The 20,656-nt window shown below is 70.6% G+C and carries 20 protein-coding genes; 4 read left to right on the top strand and 16 right to left on the bottom strand.

Annotated elements, in window-relative coordinates:
- Positions 1-282 precede the first annotated feature (282 nt).
- From ACIA5G_RS08885 to ACIA5G_RS08835, 11 genes are all read right to left on the bottom strand, one after another.
- The gene (locus tag ACIA5G_RS08885; RefSeq protein ID WP_395921697.1) at positions 283-1,074 is read right to left on the bottom strand and encodes an ESX secretion-associated protein EspG; all 792 of its coding nucleotides are present in this window, start codon (positions 1,072-1,074) and stop codon (positions 283-285) included.
- A gap of 97 nt (positions 1,075-1,171) precedes the next feature.
- Complete coding sequence (locus tag ACIA5G_RS08880; RefSeq protein ID WP_395921696.1) at positions 1,172-2,542, bottom strand: hypothetical protein; 1,371 nt, start codon at positions 2,540-2,542, stop codon at positions 1,172-1,174.
- A gap of 1 nt (position 2,543) precedes the next feature.
- Entirely contained in the window at positions 2,544-3,158 is a 615-nt protein-coding gene (locus ACIA5G_RS08875) for a DUF3558 domain-containing protein (RefSeq protein WP_395921695.1), read from the bottom strand.
- Positions 3,155-3,505 carry a hypothetical protein gene (locus tag ACIA5G_RS08870; protein ID WP_395921693.1) on the bottom strand — a complete coding sequence of 117 codons (351 nt, stop codon included), beginning with the start codon at positions 3,503-3,505 and terminating at the stop codon, positions 3,155-3,157. The genes ACIA5G_RS08875 and ACIA5G_RS08870 overlap by 4 nt, the downstream gene beginning before the upstream one ends.
- Before the next feature lie 128 nt (positions 3,506-3,633).
- Positions 3,634-4,089, bottom strand: a complete 456-nt coding sequence (rplI, locus tag ACIA5G_RS08865) for a 50S ribosomal protein L9 (RefSeq protein WP_395921692.1) — start codon at positions 4,087-4,089, stop codon at positions 3,634-3,636.
- 14 nt (positions 4,090-4,103) lie between these two features.
- Positions 4,104-4,352: a 30S ribosomal protein S18 gene (rpsR, locus tag ACIA5G_RS08860; RefSeq protein WP_003098744.1), complete on the bottom strand. Its 249-nt coding sequence runs from the start codon at positions 4,350-4,352 to the stop codon at positions 4,104-4,106.
- 41 nt (positions 4,353-4,393) lie between these two features.
- A complete protein-coding gene (locus tag ACIA5G_RS08855) occupies positions 4,394-4,906 on the bottom strand; it encodes a single-stranded DNA-binding protein (RefSeq protein WP_395921691.1) in 513 nt (170 codons plus the stop codon).
- 17 nt (positions 4,907-4,923) lie between these two features.
- Positions 4,924-5,253 carry a 30S ribosomal protein S6 gene (rpsF, locus tag ACIA5G_RS08850; RefSeq protein WP_395921690.1) on the bottom strand — a complete coding sequence of 110 codons (330 nt, stop codon included), beginning with the start codon at positions 5,251-5,253 and terminating at the stop codon, positions 4,924-4,926.
- Between the two features lie 102 nt (positions 5,254-5,355).
- Positions 5,356-6,237, bottom strand: a complete 882-nt coding sequence (locus ACIA5G_RS08845; RefSeq protein ID WP_395921689.1) for a hypothetical protein — start codon at positions 6,235-6,237, stop codon at positions 5,356-5,358.
- An 82-nt stretch (positions 6,238-6,319) separates the two neighbouring features.
- Positions 6,320-7,192: a hypothetical protein gene (locus ACIA5G_RS08840; RefSeq protein WP_395921688.1), complete on the bottom strand. Its 873-nt coding sequence runs from the start codon at positions 7,190-7,192 to the stop codon at positions 6,320-6,322.
- A gap of 121 nt (positions 7,193-7,313) precedes the next feature.
- Complete coding sequence (locus tag ACIA5G_RS08835) at positions 7,314-8,114, bottom strand: hypothetical protein (RefSeq protein ID WP_395921687.1); 801 nt, start codon at positions 8,112-8,114, stop codon at positions 7,314-7,316.
- Positions 8,115-8,229: 115 nt separating this feature from the next.
- Between ACIA5G_RS08835 and ACIA5G_RS08830 the strand changes: the two genes are divergently transcribed.
- Positions 8,230-9,003 (top strand): deoxyribonuclease IV, encoded by a 774-nt coding sequence (locus ACIA5G_RS08830; protein ID WP_395921686.1) that lies wholly within the window; start codon positions 8,230-8,232, stop codon positions 9,001-9,003.
- On the opposite strand, the gene ACIA5G_RS08825 is transcribed toward ACIA5G_RS08830, so the two are convergent.
- Together ACIA5G_RS08825 and ACIA5G_RS08820 are read right to left on the bottom strand one after the other, a co-directional pair.
- Positions 9,000-10,550 (bottom strand): glycosyltransferase family 87 protein, encoded by a 1,551-nt coding sequence (locus tag ACIA5G_RS08825; protein ID WP_395921685.1) that lies wholly within the window; start codon positions 10,548-10,550, stop codon positions 9,000-9,002. The two genes, ACIA5G_RS08830 and ACIA5G_RS08825, sit on opposite strands and share 4 nt — an antisense overlap.
- Positions 10,551-10,598: 48 nt before the next feature.
- Positions 10,599-11,657 (bottom strand): ROK family transcriptional regulator, encoded by a 1,059-nt coding sequence (locus ACIA5G_RS08820; protein ID WP_395921684.1) that lies wholly within the window; start codon positions 11,655-11,657, stop codon positions 10,599-10,601.
- 56 nt (positions 11,658-11,713) lie between these two features.
- On the opposite strand from ACIA5G_RS08820, the gene ACIA5G_RS08815 reads away from it, so the two are divergent.
- Positions 11,714-12,760 (top strand): Gfo/Idh/MocA family oxidoreductase, encoded by a 1,047-nt coding sequence (locus ACIA5G_RS08815; RefSeq protein WP_395921682.1) that lies wholly within the window; start codon positions 11,714-11,716, stop codon positions 12,758-12,760.
- 67 nt (positions 12,761-12,827) lie between these two features.
- Here ACIA5G_RS08815 and ACIA5G_RS08810 read toward each other — a convergent pair whose 3' ends face one another.
- From ACIA5G_RS08810 to ACIA5G_RS08800, 3 genes are all read right to left on the bottom strand, one after another.
- On the bottom strand, positions 12,828-15,233 hold the full coding sequence (locus ACIA5G_RS08810) for a transglycosylase domain-containing protein (RefSeq protein ID WP_395921680.1): 2,406 nt from the start codon (positions 15,231-15,233) through the stop codon (positions 12,828-12,830).
- A gap of 69 nt (positions 15,234-15,302) precedes the next feature.
- Positions 15,303-16,289 (bottom strand): S8 family serine peptidase, encoded by a 987-nt coding sequence (locus ACIA5G_RS08805; protein ID WP_395921679.1) that lies wholly within the window; start codon positions 16,287-16,289, stop codon positions 15,303-15,305.
- 68 nt (positions 16,290-16,357) lie between these two features.
- The gene (locus tag ACIA5G_RS08800) at positions 16,358-19,702 is read right to left on the bottom strand and encodes a ricin-type beta-trefoil lectin domain protein (protein WP_395921678.1); all 3,345 of its coding nucleotides are present in this window, start codon (positions 19,700-19,702) and stop codon (positions 16,358-16,360) included.
- On the opposite strand from ACIA5G_RS08800, the gene ACIA5G_RS08795 reads away from it, so the two are divergent.
- Both ACIA5G_RS08795 and ACIA5G_RS08790 read left to right on the top strand, forming a co-directional pair.
- Positions 19,671-20,018, top strand: a complete 348-nt coding sequence (locus ACIA5G_RS08795; RefSeq protein ID WP_395921677.1) for a hypothetical protein — start codon at positions 19,671-19,673, stop codon at positions 20,016-20,018. The genes ACIA5G_RS08800 and ACIA5G_RS08795 overlap by 32 nt on opposite strands.
- Positions 20,019-20,203: 185 nt before the next feature.
- The gene (locus ACIA5G_RS08790) at positions 20,204-20,647 is read left to right on the top strand and encodes a hypothetical protein (protein WP_395921675.1); all 444 of its coding nucleotides are present in this window, start codon (positions 20,204-20,206) and stop codon (positions 20,645-20,647) included.
- Positions 20,648-20,656: the final 9 nt, after the last annotated feature.

Raw genomic sequence — 20,656 nt, 5'->3', positions numbered from 1 at the left:
GGACCCATCTGTGGACAACCTGGGGATGAATGGGGGTAACCAGTCACAGGTGCCGCGAGAGCTGTGGACAAGTTGGGGACAAAGGTGATCGGCTTTGCTGAATCCCCAGGTCAGGGCCTGTGAACAAGGTGTGGAGAAGTCTCTGAAAACTCGTGCGGCGTGTCGCGCGAAGTCCGTTGTTCGGCGTGTCGTGGACCAGCTCGAACCCATTGGACCGCGCCGCCTGTGGATGAATATCACGGAGGGTAGAGCCGTCACCCGGCGGGCTGAACGGCCGTCGGGTCAGGCCGCGGTGAGCCGGCCCTGTGCGCTGCGTAACCGCTCAGCGAGAACGCGCTGGTCGGCCGGGGTGAAGGCGATCCGGTTCTCCCCACGCCCCGGGATCTCCTCGGTCAGCCACCGGCCTTCGGACGTATCGATGTAGTTCACCGGACGTTCGATCCGCTGCCAGGCGCCGGCCCGGCTGCGCGCCGCGACGTAGAGGCTGCCACTCCCCATTCGGCGTAACGCCAGGATCCGCCGCAGCTCTTCGACCTCGTGCGACCCCTCGGCCGGGCGGTCGTTGCGGAGCACCGCGAACCCGCCATCGTCGCCGCCGCGGGCGGTCCCCTCGATCTGGCTCTTCGGCACCGCGAGCGGTGTCCCGCGCCCCGGCGCCAGCTTCGGGATCTGGCCGAGGAAGTCGTCGAGCAGCTCGCCCGGCCGCGATGACCCGAGCACCACGACGTCCAGCTCCTCGTGCTTGGCCAGCACGAACGCCTCGCCGCCGGCGCTGCCGCCGAGCAGCCGGTAGCTGACCGGCTTGCCCTGGAACCCGCCGTCGACCCAGCCGTAGTACTCCAGCTGCGGCCGGGCGATCGCCTCGACCGTCGCGACGAACCCGGGGTGCATGCCGCGCGGGCCGAACAGCCCGGCCTTGGCGAGCTCGGTGTTGACCCGCTCGTCCTCGGCGCGCTGGGCCTCTTCGCTGTACCAGGTCGGCGTCTCGGCCAGCACGGTGTGCGGCTCGCCGCCCCGGCGCCGGATCAGGTTGATCAGGGTGCCGGTCGTGAGGGTGACCTGCCTGTCCAGCACCGCTCTTCCCCCTAGTGAAGATCAGCTTCGTGCGCCCGTGAGCACCGGAAAAGCCGGGCGCGCCCATCTTGGCACGCGCCCGGCGGTCTTGCGTGTGTTACTCGCCGATGACCGGCGGCGCGGTCAGTTCGTCGGTCCCGAAGATCTCGTTCGGGTCGTCGCCGAGCAGGTACTTCGAGGTGCGTTCCTCGTCCCCGCCGCCCTGGCCCTTGGCGCCGTGACCCATGCCGCCCATGCCACCCATCCCGGTGGAGCCGCCCCGGCCTGCCCCGGCGCCGCCCGCGCCCATCGCGCCGCCGGCGCCCGCGCCCATGCCGCCGCGGCCCATGCCGCCCGCACCCGCGCCGGCCCCGCCCGGCAGGGCGCCGGTCGAGCCGCCGGGCCCGAAGCCCCCGCCGCCCGGGCCGAAGCCCGCCGTCGGGTCGCCGATCCCGCCCGAGCCGCCGGGGCCGAACCCGCCCCCGCCACCACCGCCGGAGAAGTTCGGCGTGCCGCCCGGGCCGAAGCCCGGCACACCCGGCAGGTCGGACGGCTTGAAGCCCGAAGACGTGGTGCCGTCGCTGAAGTTCGGCGGGGTGTAGTTGCTGCCCCCCGGGAGCTTGGACGGGTCGTAGTTCCCGCCGGGAACCTGCGACGGGTCGAAGCCCGGCACCTTGGACGGGTCGTAGTTCCCGCCCGGCACCTTGGACGGGTCGAAGCTGCCGCCGGGGGTGGCCGGCTGGCCGCCGAACGACGGGACGCCGCCCGGCCCCGGCATGTTCACGCCGCCCGGTCCGCCACCGGGGCCGCCGTCGCGCTCGCCGCCGCCGTCGTCGGTCCCGTTGCCGTCCTTGTCACCCGGCTTCTTCTTGCCGTCCTTGCCGTCGTCGATGTTGACGTTCTCCTGCTGCCCCTTGAGCGCGGAGTACGCCGGCATGTTCTGGCCGTTGTCGTTGCTCGCCTTGTAGTAGGTGTTGAAGGCGTCGACGTTGGCCTGGCCCTTGGTGTTGTAGTCGCGGATCGCCCGGTCGGTATCCGTCGTCCACGGCGTCACCGCGTTGAGCAGGTTGTTCTTCGGCGGGTCCTTCGGGACCTCCTGCACCTGCGCGTGCACCGTGGTGAACGCGTTGTTCTGCTCGCCGAGGTACTTGTCGGAGTCGGTCAGCTTGGTGCCCGAGTCCTCCATCCACACCCGCAGCGGGTGCGCGCCCGCGTTCTGCGCCGCTTCCGAGCCGCCGCCGGTCCAGGCCGCGTCCATCTCCTTGGCCAGCCCGTCGATGGTGCTGAGCCGCTCCTGGTAGGCGCCCTTCAGCCGACCCGCCGCCGCCTGGCCGTTCTGGATCGAGCCCGTGCCGGGACCGGTGGTGATCTTCTCCCAGATGTCGTAACAGTCGATCTTCCGATCACCCTGCTCCGACGTGTGGTCGTCCGAATGCGTGGTCGCCATGTTGTACGCGGCGAACCCGCCGAGAAGCACCAGTTCCAGCATCTCAGCCCTCCTTCAGGGTCTGGATCATCGCTTCGGCCACCTTCAGCGTCTGCGGGCACGGGTCGCTCGCCCCCGGCCCGCTGCCGAGCTGGCTGAAGACCTGCACGGCCTGGGTGTCCGTCACGCCCACCAGCAGCTTGCACTGCCCCTTGCTGCGGAAGTCCTTCGTCGCCGCGTAGACCCCCGGGTAACCGGAGACCTCGGTCGGCTCCCAGTACTCGTACTGGTCGGTGCCACCCTTGGCGTAGAGGTCGTAGATGCCCGCGAGCCCGTCGGTGTTCGGGTCGGCCGCGATGTCGACGCGGCTGCTGCGGGTCTCGTCGTCGGTGTAGACCCACGCGCAGGTCGAACCCGCTTCGCCGGACCGCGGGGTGCCGTCCTCGACGCCGAGCGTGGAGCGCTGCGAGGACGAGAGGACGGAACACGGGTCGGACTTGAGCTTCGCCGGGTCGAGCGGGCTCGACACCTTGGGCGCCGAGTTGCCGCCGGCCGCGCTGCTCGCGGTGTCGTCCGGGCTGGACGCGGCCGGGTTGGCCGTGCCGCCGGTCTTGCTGCTGCAGCCGGCGAGAGCGAGCACCACGAGAGCCAGCCCGGGCAGGACGAGCCGGCGGTTCACGCCTGCGTCCCCGCCTTCGAGATGTCGCCGGTGTGGTCGGCGTCCGCGGCGGTGATCTTCTTCTTCGCGTCGAGCAGGGCCTGGATGTAGTTCTTCACGTATTCCTGCATCTTCTGGTTCTGCTCCAGGAACGCCTTGCCGGACGGGTTGGCGAGCTTCTCCCAGTCGCCGCTGGCGAACTCCTTGCCCGGCGCCTTCACGTCGGCCATCAGGTTGGCGTCGGCCGCGTCGTTCTGCAGGTCGGTCTGCAGGTCCTGCCACTGCTTGATCACGCCGTCGATCTTGTCGGCGTCGAAGGTGAAACCCCCGCCGCCGGACGGCGCGGACATGTTGACCTCGTTACCCATCCCGGTGCGCTCCCTTCGCGTCCCGCTCCATTGTCCTACGACGGCGCCGGTGTGTCCGGGGTTCCCCCGAAACGCGTGAAGGCGGGCCGCCCACCAGGGAGCGACCCGCCTTCAGCACGTGCTACGAGCTACTTGGCCTTGACCTCGAGCCGCACGTCGACCTTGACGTCCGGGTGCAGCCGGGCGCCGACCGAGTGCTTGCCGACGGTCTTGATGTGGTCGCGCAGCTCGATGACCCGCTTGTCGAGCAGCGGGCCACCGGCCGCCTTGATCGCGTCGACGATCTCGCCGGCGGTGATCGAACCGAAGAGCTTCTTCGAGCCCTCGGCCGCCTTGCCGGTGAGCTGGATGGCGCCGAGGCCCTCCAGCGTCGCCTTGATCTCCTTGGCGTGGTCGAGGTCGCGGATGCGACGGCTCTCCTGCGCGCGCTGGATGGTGCGCACGTTCTTCTCCGCGCCCTTGGAGGCCACGATCGCGTAGCCCCGCGGGAGCAGGTAGTTGCGCGCGTAACCGTCCTTGACCTCGACGATGTCGCCGGGGCCGCCCAGGTTGGCCACGTCCGTGGTGAGGATGATCTTCGCCATGTCAGTGCCCTCCCTTAGCGCGCGGTCGAGGTGTAGGGCAGCAGCGCCATTTCGCGGGAGTTCTTGACCGCGATGGCGATGTCACGCTGGTGCTGGCTGCAGTTGCCGGTGACGCGACGGGCACGGATCTTGCCGCGGTCGGAGATGTACTTCCGCAGCAGGTTGGTGTCCTTGTAGTCGATCAGTTCCGGACGGCCCTTTTTCTCGGCCTTGCAGAACACGCAGACCTTCTTCTTGGGCTTGCGAATGGGTGGCTTGGCCACTGGTTACTCCTGGAATTCAACTCTTGTGGATGTGTACGAGATCAGAAGGGGGGCTCGTCGGAGAAGCCGCCGCCGCCACCGCTGCTGGCGGCCGGGGCGGAACCCCACGGGTCGTCGGCCGGCATTCCGCCGCCACCGCGGTTTCCACCGCCACCGCCGCCGCCGAAGTCACCACCGCCGCCGCCACCGCGGCTGACCTTGTTGACCTTGGCCGTGGCGTAACGCAGCGAGGGGCCGATCTCGTCGACCTCGAGCTCGACGACGGTCCGCTTCTCGCCTTCCTTCGTCTCGAACGACCGCTGCTTCAGGCGGCCCTGCACGACGACGCGAGCGCCGCGGGTCAGGGACTCGGCGACGTTCTCCGCCGCCTGGCGCCAGATGTTGCAGCGCAGGAACAGCGCCTCGCCGTCCTTCCACTCGCCCGACTGCTTGTCGAGCGTGCGGGGCGTGGACGCGACGGTGAAGTTCGCGACCGCCGCACCGGACGGGGTGAAACGCAGTTCCGGGTCGGACGTCAGGTTGCCGATCACCGTGATGACGGTGTCTCCAGCCATCGGGAATACCCTTCGGCTCAGGCCTTGGCGGCGACGGGCTTGGGCGCAGCGGCGCGCTTGACCTCGCGACGCATGACCTTGGTGCGGAGCACGGTCTCCTGCAGCGACAGCTGGCGGTCCAGCTCCTTCACCGCGTCCGAGGACGAGTTCAGGTCGAGCAGGGCGTAGATGCCCTCCGCGTGCTTCTTGATCTCGTACGAAAGCCGGCGCCGGCCCCAGACGTCGACCTTCTCGACGCTTCCGCCCGAAGTGCGGATGACGTTGAGGAAGGTGTCCAGCGTCGGAGCGACAGTGCGCTCGTCGAGCGTGGGGTCCAGGATGACCATTACCTCGTAATGGCGTGACACAACCACTCACCTCCTATGGGCTCGCGGTCACGGACTGTCCGTGACAGGAGGGTTTGTCCAGGTAAGGCTACCTGGGGGCCTCGGGGAGGCCGGACAGCGGGGTCAGCTCGCGCGGCGCAGGACCCAGGTGCGGACGAGCCCGGCGGTGACACCGGCGAGCACGATCACCGCGAGCAGCATCGGCAGCTGGACGTCGTTCGACGAGCCCGGGGCCGACAGCGACTGCGCGTTGCCCGCGTCGCGGACGTCCGCGCCCTGGCCGCTCGGGTCACCCTGGCCCGCCTGCGGCGCGGACGCGTCACCGGGGAGCGTGCCGTTCGCCGGGTAGCGCACCCCGGGGGCGACGGCCGTGCCGGCGGTCGCGGTGGGGATGCCGCTGTAGTCGCGCATCGGCGCGGTGCCGCCGTTGCCGCCCGCGGTGCCGGGGTTGAGGTTCGAGAGGTTGCCGTTCGTGCCGCCGGGGACGGTCCCGGTGCCGCCGCCCGGCTGGGTGCCGGTGCCGCCCGCGCCCGGGGTGCCCGGCGTGCTGGGAGCCACGTAGTTGCTGGCGAGCAGGGTGAGGTTGCAGGCCTTGGCGACCGTGCTCTCCACGCTGTTCAGGGTCTTGTTCCAGTCGAAGCCGAGACCCCAGGTGCCGGAGTTGGCCAGCGCCGTGCGCACCGCCTTGCCGATCGCGGCCCCGCTCGCTTCACCGCCCGCCGAGTTCGGCACCTGTCCCACGAGGATCGCGTGGTTCTTGGCGATGGAGTCGCCGGCCCAGCTGCCGACCGCGAGCGTGCCGGCGTTGTTCGCGCCGTTCGTGACCAGGGTCTTGACCGAAGCCCCGTCGATCGCGACCTGGTCGCCCATCTGGCCGGAGACGGTGCCCGTGCAGCTGTTGCTGACGACCTGCTGGCTGGCCGAAGCCGTGCCTGCGGAGAGGAATGCGCTACCGGTCACGAAGGCGGCAAGGGCGGTCACGGTCAAGAACTTCCGCACGAGCACTGTCCTCCGTGGGGTTAACGAGACGTCGTCCTGGACAAGAGGATCAACGAAGGGGATACGCGAAAGATACTCGGCAGTCGGGTCAATTCGCAGCGGCCATTCGGCGGAGCACCCAGGTCCGCACCAGACCCGCGCTGACTCCGGAGAGTGCGAGTACCGCGATCAGCATCGGGAGGTTCGACCCGTTCGTGAAGCCGTCGGACGCGGACGGTAGCGCCTGTGCCTCGCCGGCGGTCTGGACGCCGCCACTGCCGTCAGCGGTGCCGTCCGGACCGTTGAGGCCGTACTGCGGCGCGTAACCCGGGATCTGGCTGCCGTACCGGATCGCGGGGGACGGCGTGAAGAGGCCGGCCGTCGCGTAGGGGATGCCGCTGTAGTCGCGCATCGGCGCGTAACCGGTGCCGAGGGTGAACGGGAAGCCGCCCAGTGCCGAGCCGCCGCCGGGGAAGAAGCCGGGCAGCAGCGGGCTGTTCGCCTCCGGGATCGGGGTGGTGCCGGCCGGGGTGCCGCCCTGCTGAGGCGCACCGCCCTGGGACGGTGGGTTCTGCTGCGGGTTGCCGCCCGAGCCGGGAGCGGGCGACTGCTGCTTGTCGCCGCTCAAGGTCTTGCCGACATCGTCGGTGACTTTGCCGAGGCCGTTGGTCGTGTCGGCGACAGCACCGTTCACCGCACTCGCAACGGGCGCACCCACCACCGGGACCGGGGCGACGGCTGTGTCCACCACCTTGACGGTGATCTTGCAGAGTGCGCCGAGCACGCCACCAAGCAGGTCGGTGACGGTTTTGATGCCGAGCGGAGTCTTGATCAGGTCGCCGGGCTTCACGGTCACCGTGTCGCCGCAGTTGGCCGTGACCGTGTCTGCCGACGCCGTACCCGGCATGCCGAGCACGGCCGATCCGGCGAGGACGAACGCCGTCGCACCGACCGCAGTAGCCCTCCGTGCCCGATCCTGCATGCTCGCCGCCCTTGGTCTCGTGGCCTCTCCCCAGGACAACGACGTTAAGGCAGACGAGTAACGCCCGCTCACTCAGGAATGTCCGGCATTCGAGTGGAAGCGGGCGTCACCGTGGGTGAGATCAGGCGGGCTTGCGGCGGATCCAGGCCCGGACGAGGGCCGCCGCGACGATCGCCAGGGCCAGCACCGCGAGCAGCATCGGCAGCTTCGCCGGCGGCGTGACGCCCGGCAGCGCCTCCGCGGTGCCGGACTTCTGCTCGTCGACCGTCGGGATCTGCTGGCCGGGGATGATCTGGGCGATCACCGGCGCCTGCACCAGGCTGCCGGGCAGCAGCGCGGCGTTGGTGAAGATGCCCGAAATCGCGTCACCCGGCAGGCCCGCGCTCCCGGGACCGCTGGTCACCGGGCCGGTGCTGTCCCCCGGCGGGGTCTGCCCCGGCGGGGTCGGACCGGGCGGGGCCGGCGGTGCAGGCGGCGTGGGTGGGGCCGGCGCCGGCGGGAGCGGCAGTGGCGGCAGCTCGTCGACCACGCCCTGCGTCACGCCGCCGACGGTGTTCACGACACCCTGGACGGGCGGGCAGACGCCCTTCGCCGCGAGGTCGCCGACCACCGGCACGTCACCGATGCCGAGCGCCTTAACGGTGTCACCCACCGGAAGGGTGAGCAGCGGGGCCGAGCCGTTGGTGTTCCGGGAGCTGGAGTCGAGGCCGACGGTCAGCCGGTCCGGGGCGTTCAGCGGGGCGCCGGCGTCCAGCAGGAGGCCGGTCTTCGTGTCGCGGGCCTGGCCGTTCTGCAGCGTGGCCGCGCAGTCCCCGCCGAGGGTCGGGCTGGGAGCCGCGCTCGCCACGCCCGGGGCCGCGAGCACGGCCGTGGTGGCGAGAGTGAACCCCAGTGCGGTGATCCGGGCGACGTGCTTCCCCATCGATGCCCCTCCGGCAGTCGGACCAATCTGGATCACGGAACGCGCTCACGGTACTCCACGAGCGTCACCAACCGGTCCCGCAGGGGAAAAGAAAACCCGGAGTAGCGTGCTCGGCATGCTGATTGGCGCCCACGTCCGTGACGACGACCCGTTGACTGCCGTCGCCGAGCGCAAAGCCGACGTCGTCCAGTTCTTCCTCTCCGACCCGCAGGGCTGGAAGGCCCCGAAGCCACACCCGCACGGGGAGGCCGTCGCGGCCGACCCGGTCGAGGTGTTCATCCACTCTCCCTACCTCATCAACGTGGCTTCGCTGAACAACCGGATCCGGATCCCATCCCGCAAGAACGTCACGCAGCACGCGGACGGCGCCGCGGCGATCGGCGCGAAGGGCCTGATCGTGCACGGCGGGCACGTCGGGGACACCGACGACGTCGAGGCCGGCCTGGACAACTGGCGCAAGCTGTTCGAGCGCGAGCAGGAGAAGGGCGGCTTCAAGGTCCCGATCCTGATCGAGAACACCGCCGGCGGCGACAACGCGATCACCCGCGACCTCGAGGTGATCGCCCGGCTGTGGGACAAGGTCGGCGAGTTCGGCGCCGGGTTCTGCCTGGACACCTGCCACGCGTTCGCCGCGGGCTGGGACCTCTCGACGGCCGTCGAGAAGGTCAAGGCCATCACCGGCCGGATCGACCTGGTGCACCTCAACAACTCCCGCGACGAGTTCGGCTCGACCCGCGACCGGCACGCCAACGTCGTCGAGGGGGACGGCACCATCGACCCCGGTGTGCTGGTCGAGGTGGCCCGGGCGGCCGGCGCGCCGGTGGTCGTCGAAACCCCGGCCGACGGCCAGGCCACTGACATCGCCTACCTGCGGGAAAAGCTCGGCTAAGCGGCAGCGACCTTCCGGCGGTGGCGCACGGCGTTCGGGACGATCACGTCCCGGGCGCCGTCGAGGAAACCGCCGGCCGGGTCGTCGTCGCCGGCGGCCCGGACCAGGTCGGTCGCCGGCCGGTAGATCTCCCGCACCACCAGCACGCAGAGCCCGGCCACGGCCAGGTCGCGCACCACGACCGTGCCGAGGAACCAGCCTTCGGGCAGGCCCTTGTGGTCGACGCCGAGGTAGTAGAACATCCGCGGCACCCAGACCAGCGCGTCGATCAGCATCCAGCCGAGCAGCAGCCGCCAGCGCGGGATCGCCAGCACGGCCAGCGGCACGAGCCACAGCGAGTACTGCGGGCTCCACACCTTGTTGGTCAGCAGGAACGCGGCCACGACGAGGAACGCGAGCTGACCGACGCGCGGCCGTCTCGGCGCCGCGAGCGCGACGTACGCGATCCCCGCGCAGCAGGCCAGGAACAGCACGGCCACCGTGAGGTTCAGGTACGCCGGGTTCTGGTTCTTCTGCAGCACGCCGTCGAAGCCGGTCCAGCCGGTGGCGGACGAGACGACGTTGTACAGCGAATCCGGGTCCATCGGCCGCAGGGTGCTCATCCGGAAGAACTCCCACCAGCCGCGCGTCGCGGTGAGGATGAACGGCGCGTTCACCGCCACCCACGTCACGACGGCCGCCGCCGCGGTCTTCCAGAACGGCGTCAGCTTCCCCGCGCGCAGGCACAGCACGAACAGCACACCGAGCAGGAACAGCGGGTAGAGCTTGGCCGTCGCGCCGAGCCCGAGCAGCAGGCCGGCGAGCACGGGCCTTTTGCGCGCCCAGGCGAGCAGGCCGGTCGCGGTGAACGCCGTCGCGATCGCGTCGAAGTTGGTGAACGCGTGCACCAGCACCAGCGGCGAAATCGCCACCAGCACCATGTCCCACGGCCGCCGTTTCATCGTCCGGCCGGTCGCCCACACCGTCACCAGCCAGGCCATCGCCAGGAAGAACGCGGTGATGTCGAAGTAGATCGCCACCGGCAGCGCGCCCGGCAGCCAGCCGCTCTGGGCGACGTCCAGCCAGCCCGCCGCGAGCTTCGCGTTCGCCCACTGGAAGAGGCCGGTGAGCACCGGGTACTCCATGTACCGGGTGTCGTTCTCCGCGGTCTGCGAGCTCTCCTTCCACGACGTGTAGTACGGGAAGGTGCTCGGCCGGTCGAGCCGCTCGGAGCTGTAGAGCGGCACGATGTCGGAGTAGCACATCGCGACGAACGGGCGGCCCGCGCGCCAGTCGAGCTGGTTGGCGCCGCTGGAGTCCTGGTACTGCTGGATGCACGAGCCCTTGCCGAACCAGCAGAGCATCAGGGCCAGCGTCGCGAGCAGCAGCCCGACCCGCTGGGGTGACCAGAACCAGTGCCTGCCGACCGCCGCGTGCTCGCCGAGCGGCCCGCCGACGGGTCTGGTGACCGCGGCCGCGAGGGGTTCGGTCCAACTCGGGACGACCCGATCCGCCCTGCTCAGCGTCACGGGGCCGGGGTCCGGCTCGCGCGTGGTCTCCTCTGGCACGAGCGGGATGTTATCGGTGATCGCCCGTCGCCGAGGTGAAGGCGACGATCATGCCGGATTCGCGTAGTACGAGGCCAGGACCTCGGCGGCCGCTCCGCGCGTGACGATTTCCTCGCCGAAGGAGTCCTCGACGACCTCGATCCGCTGCCAGTGCGGCAGCGGCAGCAGCTCCTCGAGGCGTTCCGAAACGGCGTCACGGTAAGTGCCCGGTTCGTCCCGCACCGCGCGTCCGGCCAGCACGATCCGCTCCAGGTCGAGCACCTGCACGAGGTCGGCGAGCCCGATGCCGAGGAAGCCGGCAGCGGTGCGGGTGTCGGGCGCCTGCTTGGCCATGATCTCGACGCAGCCGCGTCGCCCGCAGGCGCAGCGGGGGCCGTCGTAGGCGATGGTGGTGTGCCCGAACTCACCCGCGTTGGTCCGCGGGCCGCGGTAGAGCCGCCCGTCGATCAGCAGGCCGACGCCGATCCCGGTGCCGACCAGCACCACCGCGGTCGCGGTCGGCTCGCCGTGCGGCCACAGCTGGGCGAACGCGGCGGCGTTGGTGTTCTTGTCGAGCGTCACGGGCAGCCCGGTGCGCTTCTCGAGCAGGTCACGCAGGGGGACGTCGTGCCAGCCCGGCATGTTCGTCGCGTCGCGGACCAGGCCGGCGAGGTGGTCCAGCGGGCCGACCGCGCCGAGGCAGAGGCCGAGGACGCCGAAGCCGTCCGCGAGCTCGAGCGCGGTGGCGCCGATGGCTTCGACGGCCTGCTCGGGTGTGAAGCCGACCGGGAGCGGGCCGCCCGCGGTCTCCTCGACCTCGCCGATGAAGTTGGTGCGCAGCACGCGGTACTCGTCGCGGTCGAGGCGCGCGCCGAGCGCGTGCTTGGCCCCGGACCGGACGGTCAGCCGCGTCCGCGGCTTGCCGACACCCCCGGCCGGCTGACGCTCCTCGTCCAGGAGGCCGGCGTCGAGGAGTTCGGGCACGATCTTGGAGACGGCCTGCTGGGTCAGCCCGGTGCGTTCGGCGAGCTCGACCCGGCTGAGGCCGCCGGCGCGGAGGATGTGCGAGAGCAGGAGGGCGCGGTTGTGCTCGCGCACGTTGCGCAGGTTCCTCCCGGTGGCGGCCATGGCTCAGATCATGGCACGCCTGGCGAATTACGCAACACTGTTGTTTAATGGGCGCCATGGTTGACGACTTGCGCGTGGGGATCCTCGGGTACGGCATCGGCGGACGCGTCTTCCACGCACCGCTGGTCGCCGCCACACCCGGGCTGACCCCCGCGGTGATCACGACGTCGAGCAACGCCACCCAGGCGCGTGCCGACCACCCGGGCGCGGCGGTCGTGCCCGGCGCCGACGCCCTGTTCGAGCGGGCCGGCGACCTCGACCTGGTCGTGGTCAGCACACCGAACCGCACCCACGTGCCGCTCGCGTTGCGGGCGATCGAAGCCGGCCTCCCGGTGGTCGTCGACAAGCCGTTCGCGCCGACCGCGCTCGAGGCCGAGCAGGTCGTGGCCGCGGCGAAGGCGGCGGGCGTCGGCCTCACCGTCTTCCAGAACCGGCGGCTCGACTCCGACTTCCTCACCGTGCGCAAGGTCCTCGACTCCGGCCGGCTCGGCGACGTCTTCCGCTTCGAATCCCGCTACGACCGCTGGGTGCCCAAGCCCAAGGACAACTGGCGCGAGTTCGGCGACCCGGCCGAGGCCGGCGGCCTGCTCTACGACCTCGGCGCGCACATCGTCGACCAGGCGCTGCAGCTGTTCGGCCCGGTCACCCACGTCTACGCGGAGGCCGACCGGCGCCGCGCCGGCGTCCAGGTCGACGACGACGTGTTCGTCGCGCTGAAGCACGCCAACGGCGTCCGGTCGCACCTGTGGGCGTCCGCGCTCGCCGGCACCCAGAACCCGCGGTTCCGGATCCTCGGCGACCGGGCGACGTTCACCAAGTACGGCCTCGACGTGCAGGAACCGCAGATCAAGGCGGGTATGCGCCCGGGCGATGAAGGCTGGGGTGTGGAACCGGCGGCGGACGCGGGGAAGATCGGCGTCGGCAACGACGTCAAGACCGTGCCCACCGAGGTCGGCCGCTACGAGCAGTTCTACGCCCAGGTGCGCGACGCGCTACGCGGTGAAGGCGACTTCCCGGTTGATCCCGCGTCCTCGGTCGAGGCGCTGCGGGTGATCGAAGCCGCGCACCGCTCCGGCGTCGAAGGAACCGTCGTCAAGCTCTGACGGCGCCCCCCTGACCGGCCGTGACCTCGGTAACCCCCAGTACTGAGGTCACGGCCATCTTTCTCGCTCAGCCGCCCGGATCCGGGTCGCCGCTCTGGCCGGAGTCGTTGCCGTTGCCGTTGTTGTTGCCGCCGTTGCCGTTCCGGTTTCGTTGGCGGTCCTGCAGCTCCTGAAGCCGTTGCTGGAACTGGCGGAGCTGGTCCTGCTGCTGGCGGTTGCCGGGCTGGGCCTGCTGGTTCCGCTGATCACGCGGCTGCTGTTGCTGCTGCTGTTGTTGTTGCGGCTGCTGCTGGACCTGCACCCGGTCCTGAGGCGAACTGATCGCCGTCACGCGGTCGAACCGCTCGGCCGGCTTGCCCGTCAGGTACAGCTGCATGAACCGGTCCCAGATCGGCCCGGCGAGCGTCGAGCCGAACAGGGGGGCGCCGCCCGGGCCGCGCAGGGCCTTGTCACCGTCGCTGCCCACCCAGACCGCCGCCGACACCGAGGGTGTGTAGCCCACCATCCAGGTCTGGGAGTTGGCGTTCGCCGCCGACGCGGGTTCGTCGTTCTGCGGGGTGTGCTGCTGGGTTCCGGTCTTGCCCGCGCACTCGTGGCCGGCCGGGCAGGTGAGCCGGGAGAACTGGATCACCGGGGCCAGCGCCGCCGTCACGTTTCCGGCGATCTGCGCGCTCTTGGACGCGTCGTTGTCGGCGAACGCGTCCGCCGAGCGATCCTTGGCCTCGTACGCCGTTTCGCCGTTGGCGTTGGTCACCTTCTGGACGAAGTGGCGGTCACGCTGGACGCCGCCCGCCGCGAACGTCGCGTACCCCGAGGCCATGTCCGCCGCCGTGACCTGAGTTCCGCCGCCGCCGATCGAAATGTTGTTGTCGCCGGTGAAGAGCTTGCTCCGGCCGCCGTTGTCCGACGTCCGGATGCCCGCCTCCTGCGCGGCTTCCGCGACCCCGGACGGCTTCGTCACGTTGAGCACCATGTCGTAGAACACGGTGTTCGTGGACCGCTGCATCGCTTCGGAGACGGTGCACTGCTCCGAGCAGCTGCTGCTGTCGCCGGCGTTGCGGATCGGCAGGTCGACGCCCGGGAACGTGCGGGGTGACGTGCCGTCGAAGCGCGCGTCGAGGCCACGGCCGAGCTTGAGGAACGCGGCCAGGTCGAACGGCTTCATCGACGACCCGGGGTTGTGCGGCTCGTCGGCCCAGTCGCGGCCGGCCTGGTCCTCGCCGTTCGGGCCCTTCACGATCGCGTCGCCGCCGTGGTAGGCGAGCACCCCGCCGGTCTTCGGGTCGACGGCCACCAGCGCGTTGAGGATCCGGTCGTCGGTCTGGTCGGCCATCCCTTCGGCCACCGCCGTTTCGGCCGCCTGCTGCGCCTGCGGGTCGATGGTGGTGAACACCTGGAACCCGCCGGAGTAGTACTGCTTCTCGTCGATGCCCTGCGCGGCCAGCTCGGCCTTGACCTGCTTCTTGATGAACGGGTTCAGCGCACCCGCCTCGCGGCTCTCCCGCAGCGGGATCGGCGTCGGGAACTTCGCCGCGGCGCGCTGGGCCGGGGTCAGGTAGCCGTTCTTCAGCATCCGGTCCAGCGCCGTGGTCCACCGGCCGGTGGCGACGGCGGTGTTCTCCGAGCGGCCCGGCTGCTGGATCAGCCCGGCGAGCAGCGCGGATTGTGAGTAGTCGAGCGCGCCGACGTCCTTGCCGAAGTAGGCCTGCGCGGCGGCCTGGACGCCGTAGGCGCCGCGGCCGAAGTAGATGATGTTGAGGTAGGCGGTGATGATGTCCGCCTTCTCGTAGGTCTGGTTCATCTTGAACGACTTCGCGAGCTCGACCCACTTGCGCGTCAGCGTCGGGTCGTCGTCGCCGGAGGCGTTTTTGATGTACTGCTGCGAAATCGTCGACCCGCCGCCCGAACCGCCGGTGACCTGGTTGTACCCGGCGCGGAGGATGCCGCCGATGTCGAAGCCGGAGTTGGTCTCGAAGGACGCGTCCTCGGTGGCGATCACGGCTTTCTTGACGACGTCCGGGATCTGGTTCGCCGCCAGGATCTGCCGGTTGCCGCCGGTGGGCACGTCCTTGCCCATCTCGGTGCCGTCGCTGAAGAGGTAGGTGACGGCCTGGCCCTGCGCCTGCGCGACCGTTTCCGGCGAGGGGACGTCGACGGCGAGGTAGGTGATCACGAAGGCGATCGCGGGGACGACGAAGAACGCCCCGGCGACGACGTAACCGATCCGCCGGATCTTCCGCCAGCGCCGTTTCCGCAGGTCCTGGGTGGTGAGCGGGCGTGGCCGGCGCGGTGGCTGGCCGGGCCGCGGCCGCAGGATCGGCACGGTCGGCGGCTCGTCCGGCACGGTGCCGTTGTGCTCGTGGTGGGTGATCAGCTCCGGCTCGCTGCCCAGCAGCCCGGCGCGGGGCACCGGCCGGCGGGCGCGACGGCGTGGGTCGGGAGCGCGACCGGGCGACGTGCGGTCGTTGTTCACGGGCCGTCCTCCACGGTGGGCTGCGGACGCAGTCCTCTCGTAGGGACACGGACCGCGGCCGCCGGTGGTTCACCCCGGGGCGGCTCGCCGTCGACGGCGGAACACCAGGGCACCGCCCACCACCACCGCGAGGCCGGCCGCGATTCCGAGCGCGACCGCCCACCACGGCACGCCCGAGCTCGGCGGCGTCACCGACAACGCGGCCAGGGGATCGATCAGGCCGAAGCCGTAGCGGTCGTCCCGGCCCGGCGCGCCGAGGTCCTTCGCCGTCCGGGCGAGCTGGTCGGTGACCTCGTCGGCGGAGAGCTCCGGGTAGCGGGCCCGGACCAGTGCCACCGCTCCCGAAACGAGCGCGGTCGCCTGGCTCGTCCCGGACGTGGGAGCCCGCTCCCCCGGTCGCGACGTCGAGATGTCGACACCCGGGGCGGCAAAACTGATCGCGGGCCCGCTGACGCCGACGTCGTCGCGGAACCGGCCGGACCGGTCGACCGCCGAGACGGCCAGCACCCCCGGCCGGTCGGCGGGGCTCGTCACTTCGCTGTCTTCGCCGACGTTTCCCGCGGCCGCGACCACCACGACGTCGTGTTCCTTCGCGTACGCCAGCGCCGAGTCGTAGTCGGTTTCGCCGCTGTGCCCGGCGCCGAGCGAGATGTTCACGACCTTGGCGCCCTGGTCGACCGCCCAGCGCACCGCGGCGACGGCGTCTTCCGCGCCGCCGGTCAGCCGGGCGGGCAGGATCCGGGCGCGGGGGGCGACCCCGCGGGTGCCGCCGCCGATCCCGCGACCGGCGATGAGCAGGGCCATCGTGGTGCCGTGGCCGATGGCGTCGCCGGCCGGCGCGCCCACGTCGGGGAAGTCGGCGCCGGGCAGCATCGCGCCGGCCAGGTCGGGGTCCGCGGCGACGCCGGTGTCGATCAGCCCGATCCGGATGTCCGCGCCCTCGGACAGCTGCCACGCCCGCGGCAGCTCGAGCTGGCCGGCCCAGTACGGCTCCGCCGCGGGGGCGGCCGGGACCGTGAGGGCCGTCGTGACGGCGAGCAGCAAGAACCTGTACATGGCGCCAGTTCGATGAGGGATCCGCGGGGCGGGCCGACGCCCGCCCCGCGGATCATGGTTTCACGGGATCAGCTGGCCAGCGGGTTGGCCTGCGTGTACCCCTTCCAGTACTGCCACGGGCTTTCCCCGGTCTGGTCGCAGCTGCCCAGCACGACCGTGGAGGTGCCGTTCGGGTTCGCCGTGCCGAGGGTGAGACACTTCGCCGCCTTGTAGTTGATCATGAACTGCCGGACCGGTCCGGCCGGCCGCGCCGGCGGGGGCGGCGGCGCCGTCCACATCTGGTTCTGATCACCGGCGACACAGTTGGCCAGCACTGCCGGGGCGCCGTCGTCGGTGCGCCCGTCGGCCACCTGCAGGCACAGTCCCGCCGTGCGGTCCTTGACGACGAACGTCTTCAGGACCGTGGGCGGACTGCCGGGGATCGTCACCGTCGGGCCGGCTTCGGTCGCGGACCAGTACCCGTAACCCCAGCTCTTGCTGCAGGACCGGAACTCGGCCGTCGACCCCACCTTGGCCACGTTGCCCTTGAGCTGCAGGCACGCGTAACCGCCGTCGGGACCGCCGGACTCGTTGACGATCATCGGCGTGTACCCCGGGCCGTCGGCCACCTTGTCGATCGCCGCCGCGTCGAACGCGACCGCGTCGAGGCCGTTCGCGACCGCGGTCGTGATCGTGTTCAGGTGGATCTTCGGCTGGCCGAAGAACGGGAACACCCCGAGGGTCACCCATTCGTCGTGGTGGTCGGCCTGGTTGAGCGGCACGTTCACCGGGCCGTTGGCGGTGTCCACCACGTAGACCACGTTCGCGTCCGCGAGGTGGCTCGGGACGTAGATCATCAGCTTGGCCAGCCCGTCGACGGACGGGAAGGTCCAGTTGCCGATGAGCTGCGTCTTGCGCCCCTCGTCGGTGTCCATCCGGGTGTGGCCGTACCAGAAGTGCGCCCCGTAACCGCCGCCGACCTGGTGCAGGTCGATCTTGGACGACGCATTCGGGTAGCTGAAGGAGAAGTCACTCCCCGCCAGGTTGGCGTGGATCCCCGGTGAGCACGGCCGGACGGCGTGGGTTTCGGTGGTGACGTCGTCGACCACCCCGGCCGTGGCGACGATCCCGTTGTGCGTCGCGTCGTTGTTGTCGCACCGCGGCGGGTAGCTGGCGCCGTCGGCGGGCTTCCCCACCCCGGGGTCGTACCGGATGAATTCGAAGCCGCAGGTGGCACTGCAGTCTGGTTTCCACGTCGCGGGCGTCTTGACCCAGCACTTGAGGTCGTACTGGCCGGCCGCGTTCTGGTGCGCGCACGGCCCGGGCGCCTCCCCGTCGACGTCGGGCGGGATGCTCTGCCCCCACAGGCAGTTGTTGTCGGCGGTGCAGAACGTCTGCGGCGCGGGCCGCGCGGTCCGGCGGTTGTAGTTGTCCGTGCCCGGTGTCGTGTCCGGGCCGGTCGCGCCGTTCCAGGTCGCCGCCCGGAAGAACGGTTCCGGCTGGTTCGGGCCCTCGAAGCCCGACGGCGGGCTGGTGGCGAACCCGAGCACCTTCTCCGGGTAGGGCCACCTCTCCGGGTGCGCGAAGTCTGACGGCTTGGCGCCGAAGTTGGCCCGGTCCGCCAGGTAGCGGGGATTCGCCGGGTTGTTCAGCCAGCCCAGGCCGACGACGTGGTCGTCGTCCGGCTGGGTCCCGTCGTGGAAGCCGGAGTTGTAGGCCCACGTGGCGTAGAACCAGTTTTCGATGCGCAGCGGGTCGTTGTTGTTCAGGGTCATGTGCCGCGCTTGCAGCTGGTTCCACTTGGCGATCAGGATCGCCAGGCCCGAGTCGACGTTCTGCAGGTACCGGGTGCCGATCGCCAGCTGTTCGGCGGGCGGCCGCGGTACGTCCGTGGATCCCGGCTTCGGGTGCCCGGCCAGCCGCATGCCGTCGGTCGTCTGCGAGACGCCGTAACCACAGTCGGCCTTGTCCCAGCGGATGTCCCAGTCGTCGGTCGTGGGGGCTTCGTAGATGCTCAAGCCGTAGTAGTTGCCGACCAGCGGGTTGCCGTACTCACCGGCCCAGATGTTGCGGGCGGCCTGCCACAGGTTGGACTCCTGGCCCAGCACGCCCAGCAGGATCTGCGCGGGCACCTTGTTGCCTTGGCTGCGGGCGCCGTTGACCGCGTTGTCCGCGGCCCACTCCACCTCGCGCGGGGTCGGCTGGTAGACCTGCGTCGCGGGGTCGTTGCGGGGGACGGAGCAGACGCGGTCGGCGTCCACGGTGTCGTTCCAGCGCGGCTTGAGCGTGTCACCGGGGTCGACGCCGAACCCGAACGTCTTGCCGGTGCGCACGCTGCGGGTCGCGATGTGCACGGGACGGGGGCGGTGCGGGTCGCTCGCCGCCTTGCTGCCCGGCTTCACCTTGGCGAGCGCCACCTCGGTGATCGCCGTCTCGCCGAGCGAGGAGACCTCGGCGTCCGCCGGCACGTCGAGCTTGGCGACGGCGGCGGGCAGGGCCGCGAGCTTGGCGGGGGTGCCGGTGAGGAACACCTTGCCGCCGCGGCCCGAAGCCACCCCGATCGACCCGGCCGCACCACTGGCCAGCGTCTGCGCGTCCTGCCTGGCTCGGCCGGCCGACGCGACTCGCCGGATCCGGCTGTCGGCGCCCGCGAGGTCCATGAACACCACGCCGCCCTGGGCGTCGGCCCGGACGTTGAACGGGACACCACCGGTGCCGGCGACGATCCGCTGCTTGGTCCCGTCGGTGCCGACCTTGAGCAGGCCGGCGGTGTCGGCGACGACAAAACCGCCGTCGACCGGCGTGGCCGAAGTCGTCTGCCCGGCGAGCTCGGTGCGCGCGCTGAGCTTGCCGGTCGTGGTGTCCACGGTGACCACGCCGGTCTTCGGGATCCGGTCGCCGCCTTCCTGGGTCAGCGTGGCGGTTTCGCCGGTGCCGCAACCGGGGTTGTAGTACGAGAGCGCGGTGCGGATCGGCAGCTTCGTCACCGCCCCGGTGACGAGGTCGACCACCGCGGTGAGGCCCCCGCGGGAGGTGAGGTCCTCTTGGTTGGTGAAGGTGCGGGGCGCGTAGACGATCACGGCGCGCTGTCCCGAACCGGTGACGCAGCCGTGGCCGATCCATTGGTCGGTCTCGAGTCCCGCCACCGTCAGATCGGCGACGGTGTGCCAGTTGTAGCCGGTCTTCGCCTCGGCGGTCAGGACGTGCAGGCCTTCGGCGTCGCCGGTGGTCGTCCACAACCGGTCGCCGGACGCCTGCCAGCCCTGGCCGAGCAGCTCGTCGCGTTTCGCGGCGCTGACCGCGGGCGGATCGTCGGGAACCGCCGCCGGCGCGGCGGGTGACGCCTGCGCGGGGACGGACAATGCCGTCACCGCCGGCGCCAGGGTGAGGAAGGCGAACGCGGTGACCGCGGCCTTCCGCCAGCTGGGTCTCATTTCTTCCCTCTCCCGCGCGCAGGATGAGCCGAAAGATTTCGGACACGGGGAATTCCGGCGCACGAAAACCTTGGTGATCGACGTCGTGTGGTCGAAAGAGCTACGCCGAACGGATCAGCGTGCGTGGAATTCGAAGTGGATGACGCGGGTGCGGAAAGGCCGGCAGCCGAAGAACGCCGTCATGAGAGACCTCACGGTGCATGAAGCGCCGATGCCCTCCCCTGGTGCAGCCGCGATCACCAGCGCGAACTCGCGGCAGACAACATCAAACTGCGAATTCGAGGTGGGTGCCAAGCCGCCATTCGGGTGGGTTTGACACGGAGTTCACGTAGGTGGTTAAGGACTGTCATGTGGCATTTAATAGGTTTTGTCCGGTTGATCATCCGAGTGAAGGCAACCCGATCGGATCAGCGTTCGAAATGAGTCCGACTGCTAGCGTCGACTCCGGTCATGCGTCTTCTGGTAAAAACTTCGGTATTAGGGGGAAATGCATTGTCGTCGTTGAGAAAGCTGGGCGCTTGCGCGGCCGTCGCCGTGGTTTCCGCGTCGCTGATGGTGGGTGTTTCCGGGGTCGCTTCGGCGTCCGCCGCCGACTGCGCGCACGGGGCGAACGGGTTCGTCGACATCCCGGACGACCTCGAAGGCACGGTCGTGGCCAACTCGCCGGGCCGCAGCCTGACCGTCGAGGTCGGCATCGTCGGTGGTGTGAAGCGCGGGTGGGCGCGGGCGCACGGCAGCGAAGCCGCGCTCGGCCCGGGTGACTCGGTCTGGATGGACTGGTCGCAGGACGGCGGGAACACGTGGTTGCAGTGCGGGCCGTTCGGCACGTCGTCCTACGTCTGGTCGCTGACCTCGGCGGCCAAGGCGACGAACCCGAGCCCGAACTGGCGCTTCCGCGGCGGCGCGTACTTCAACGGCGTCATGTCGCTGACACCCTGGTACTGAGCCGGAAAC

Source organism: Amycolatopsis sp. NPDC051758 (assembly GCF_044453095.1).
Classification (GTDB): domain Bacteria; phylum Actinomycetota; class Actinomycetes; order Mycobacteriales; family Pseudonocardiaceae; genus Amycolatopsis.
Note: the sequence above shows the minus strand (reverse complement) of the source record. Positions and strands in the feature narration are given on the sequence as shown.

Bases quoted from the DNA above. Each gene is read 5' to 3' on its own strand.
- ACIA5G_RS08815 (WP_395921682.1), top strand. From the start codon at position 11,714: ATGGTTGACGACTTGCGCGTGGGGATCCTCGGGTACGGCATCGGCGGA.
- rplI (WP_395921692.1), bottom strand. From the start codon at position 4,089: ATGGCGAAGATCATCCTCACCACGGACGTGGCCAACCTGGGCGGCCCC.
- ACIA5G_RS08820 (WP_395921684.1), bottom strand. From the start codon at position 11,657: ATGGCCGCCACCGGGAGGAACCTGCGCAACGTGCGCGAGCACAACCGC.
- ACIA5G_RS08840 (WP_395921688.1), bottom strand. From the start codon at position 7,192: ATGCAGGATCGGGCACGGAGGGCTACTGCGGTCGGTGCGACGGCGTTC.
- ACIA5G_RS08800 (WP_395921678.1), bottom strand. From the start codon at position 19,702: ATGAGACCCAGCTGGCGGAAGGCCGCGGTCACCGCGTTCGCCTTCCTC.
- ACIA5G_RS08870 (WP_395921693.1), bottom strand. From the start codon at position 3,505: ATGGGTAACGAGGTCAACATGTCCGCGCCGTCCGGCGGCGGGGGTTTC.
- ACIA5G_RS08880 (WP_395921696.1), bottom strand. From the start codon at position 2,542: ATGCTGGAACTGGTGCTTCTCGGCGGGTTCGCCGCGTACAACATGGCG.
- ACIA5G_RS08835 (WP_395921687.1), bottom strand. From the start codon at position 8,114: ATGGGGAAGCACGTCGCCCGGATCACCGCACTGGGGTTCACTCTCGCC.
- ACIA5G_RS08830 (WP_395921686.1), top strand. From the start codon at position 8,230: ATGCTGATTGGCGCCCACGTCCGTGACGACGACCCGTTGACTGCCGTC.
- ACIA5G_RS08805 (WP_395921679.1), bottom strand. From the start codon at position 16,289: ATGTACAGGTTCTTGCTGCTCGCCGTCACGACGGCCCTCACGGTCCCG.
- ACIA5G_RS08855 (WP_395921691.1), bottom strand. From the start codon at position 4,906: ATGGCTGGAGACACCGTCATCACGGTGATCGGCAACCTGACGTCCGAC.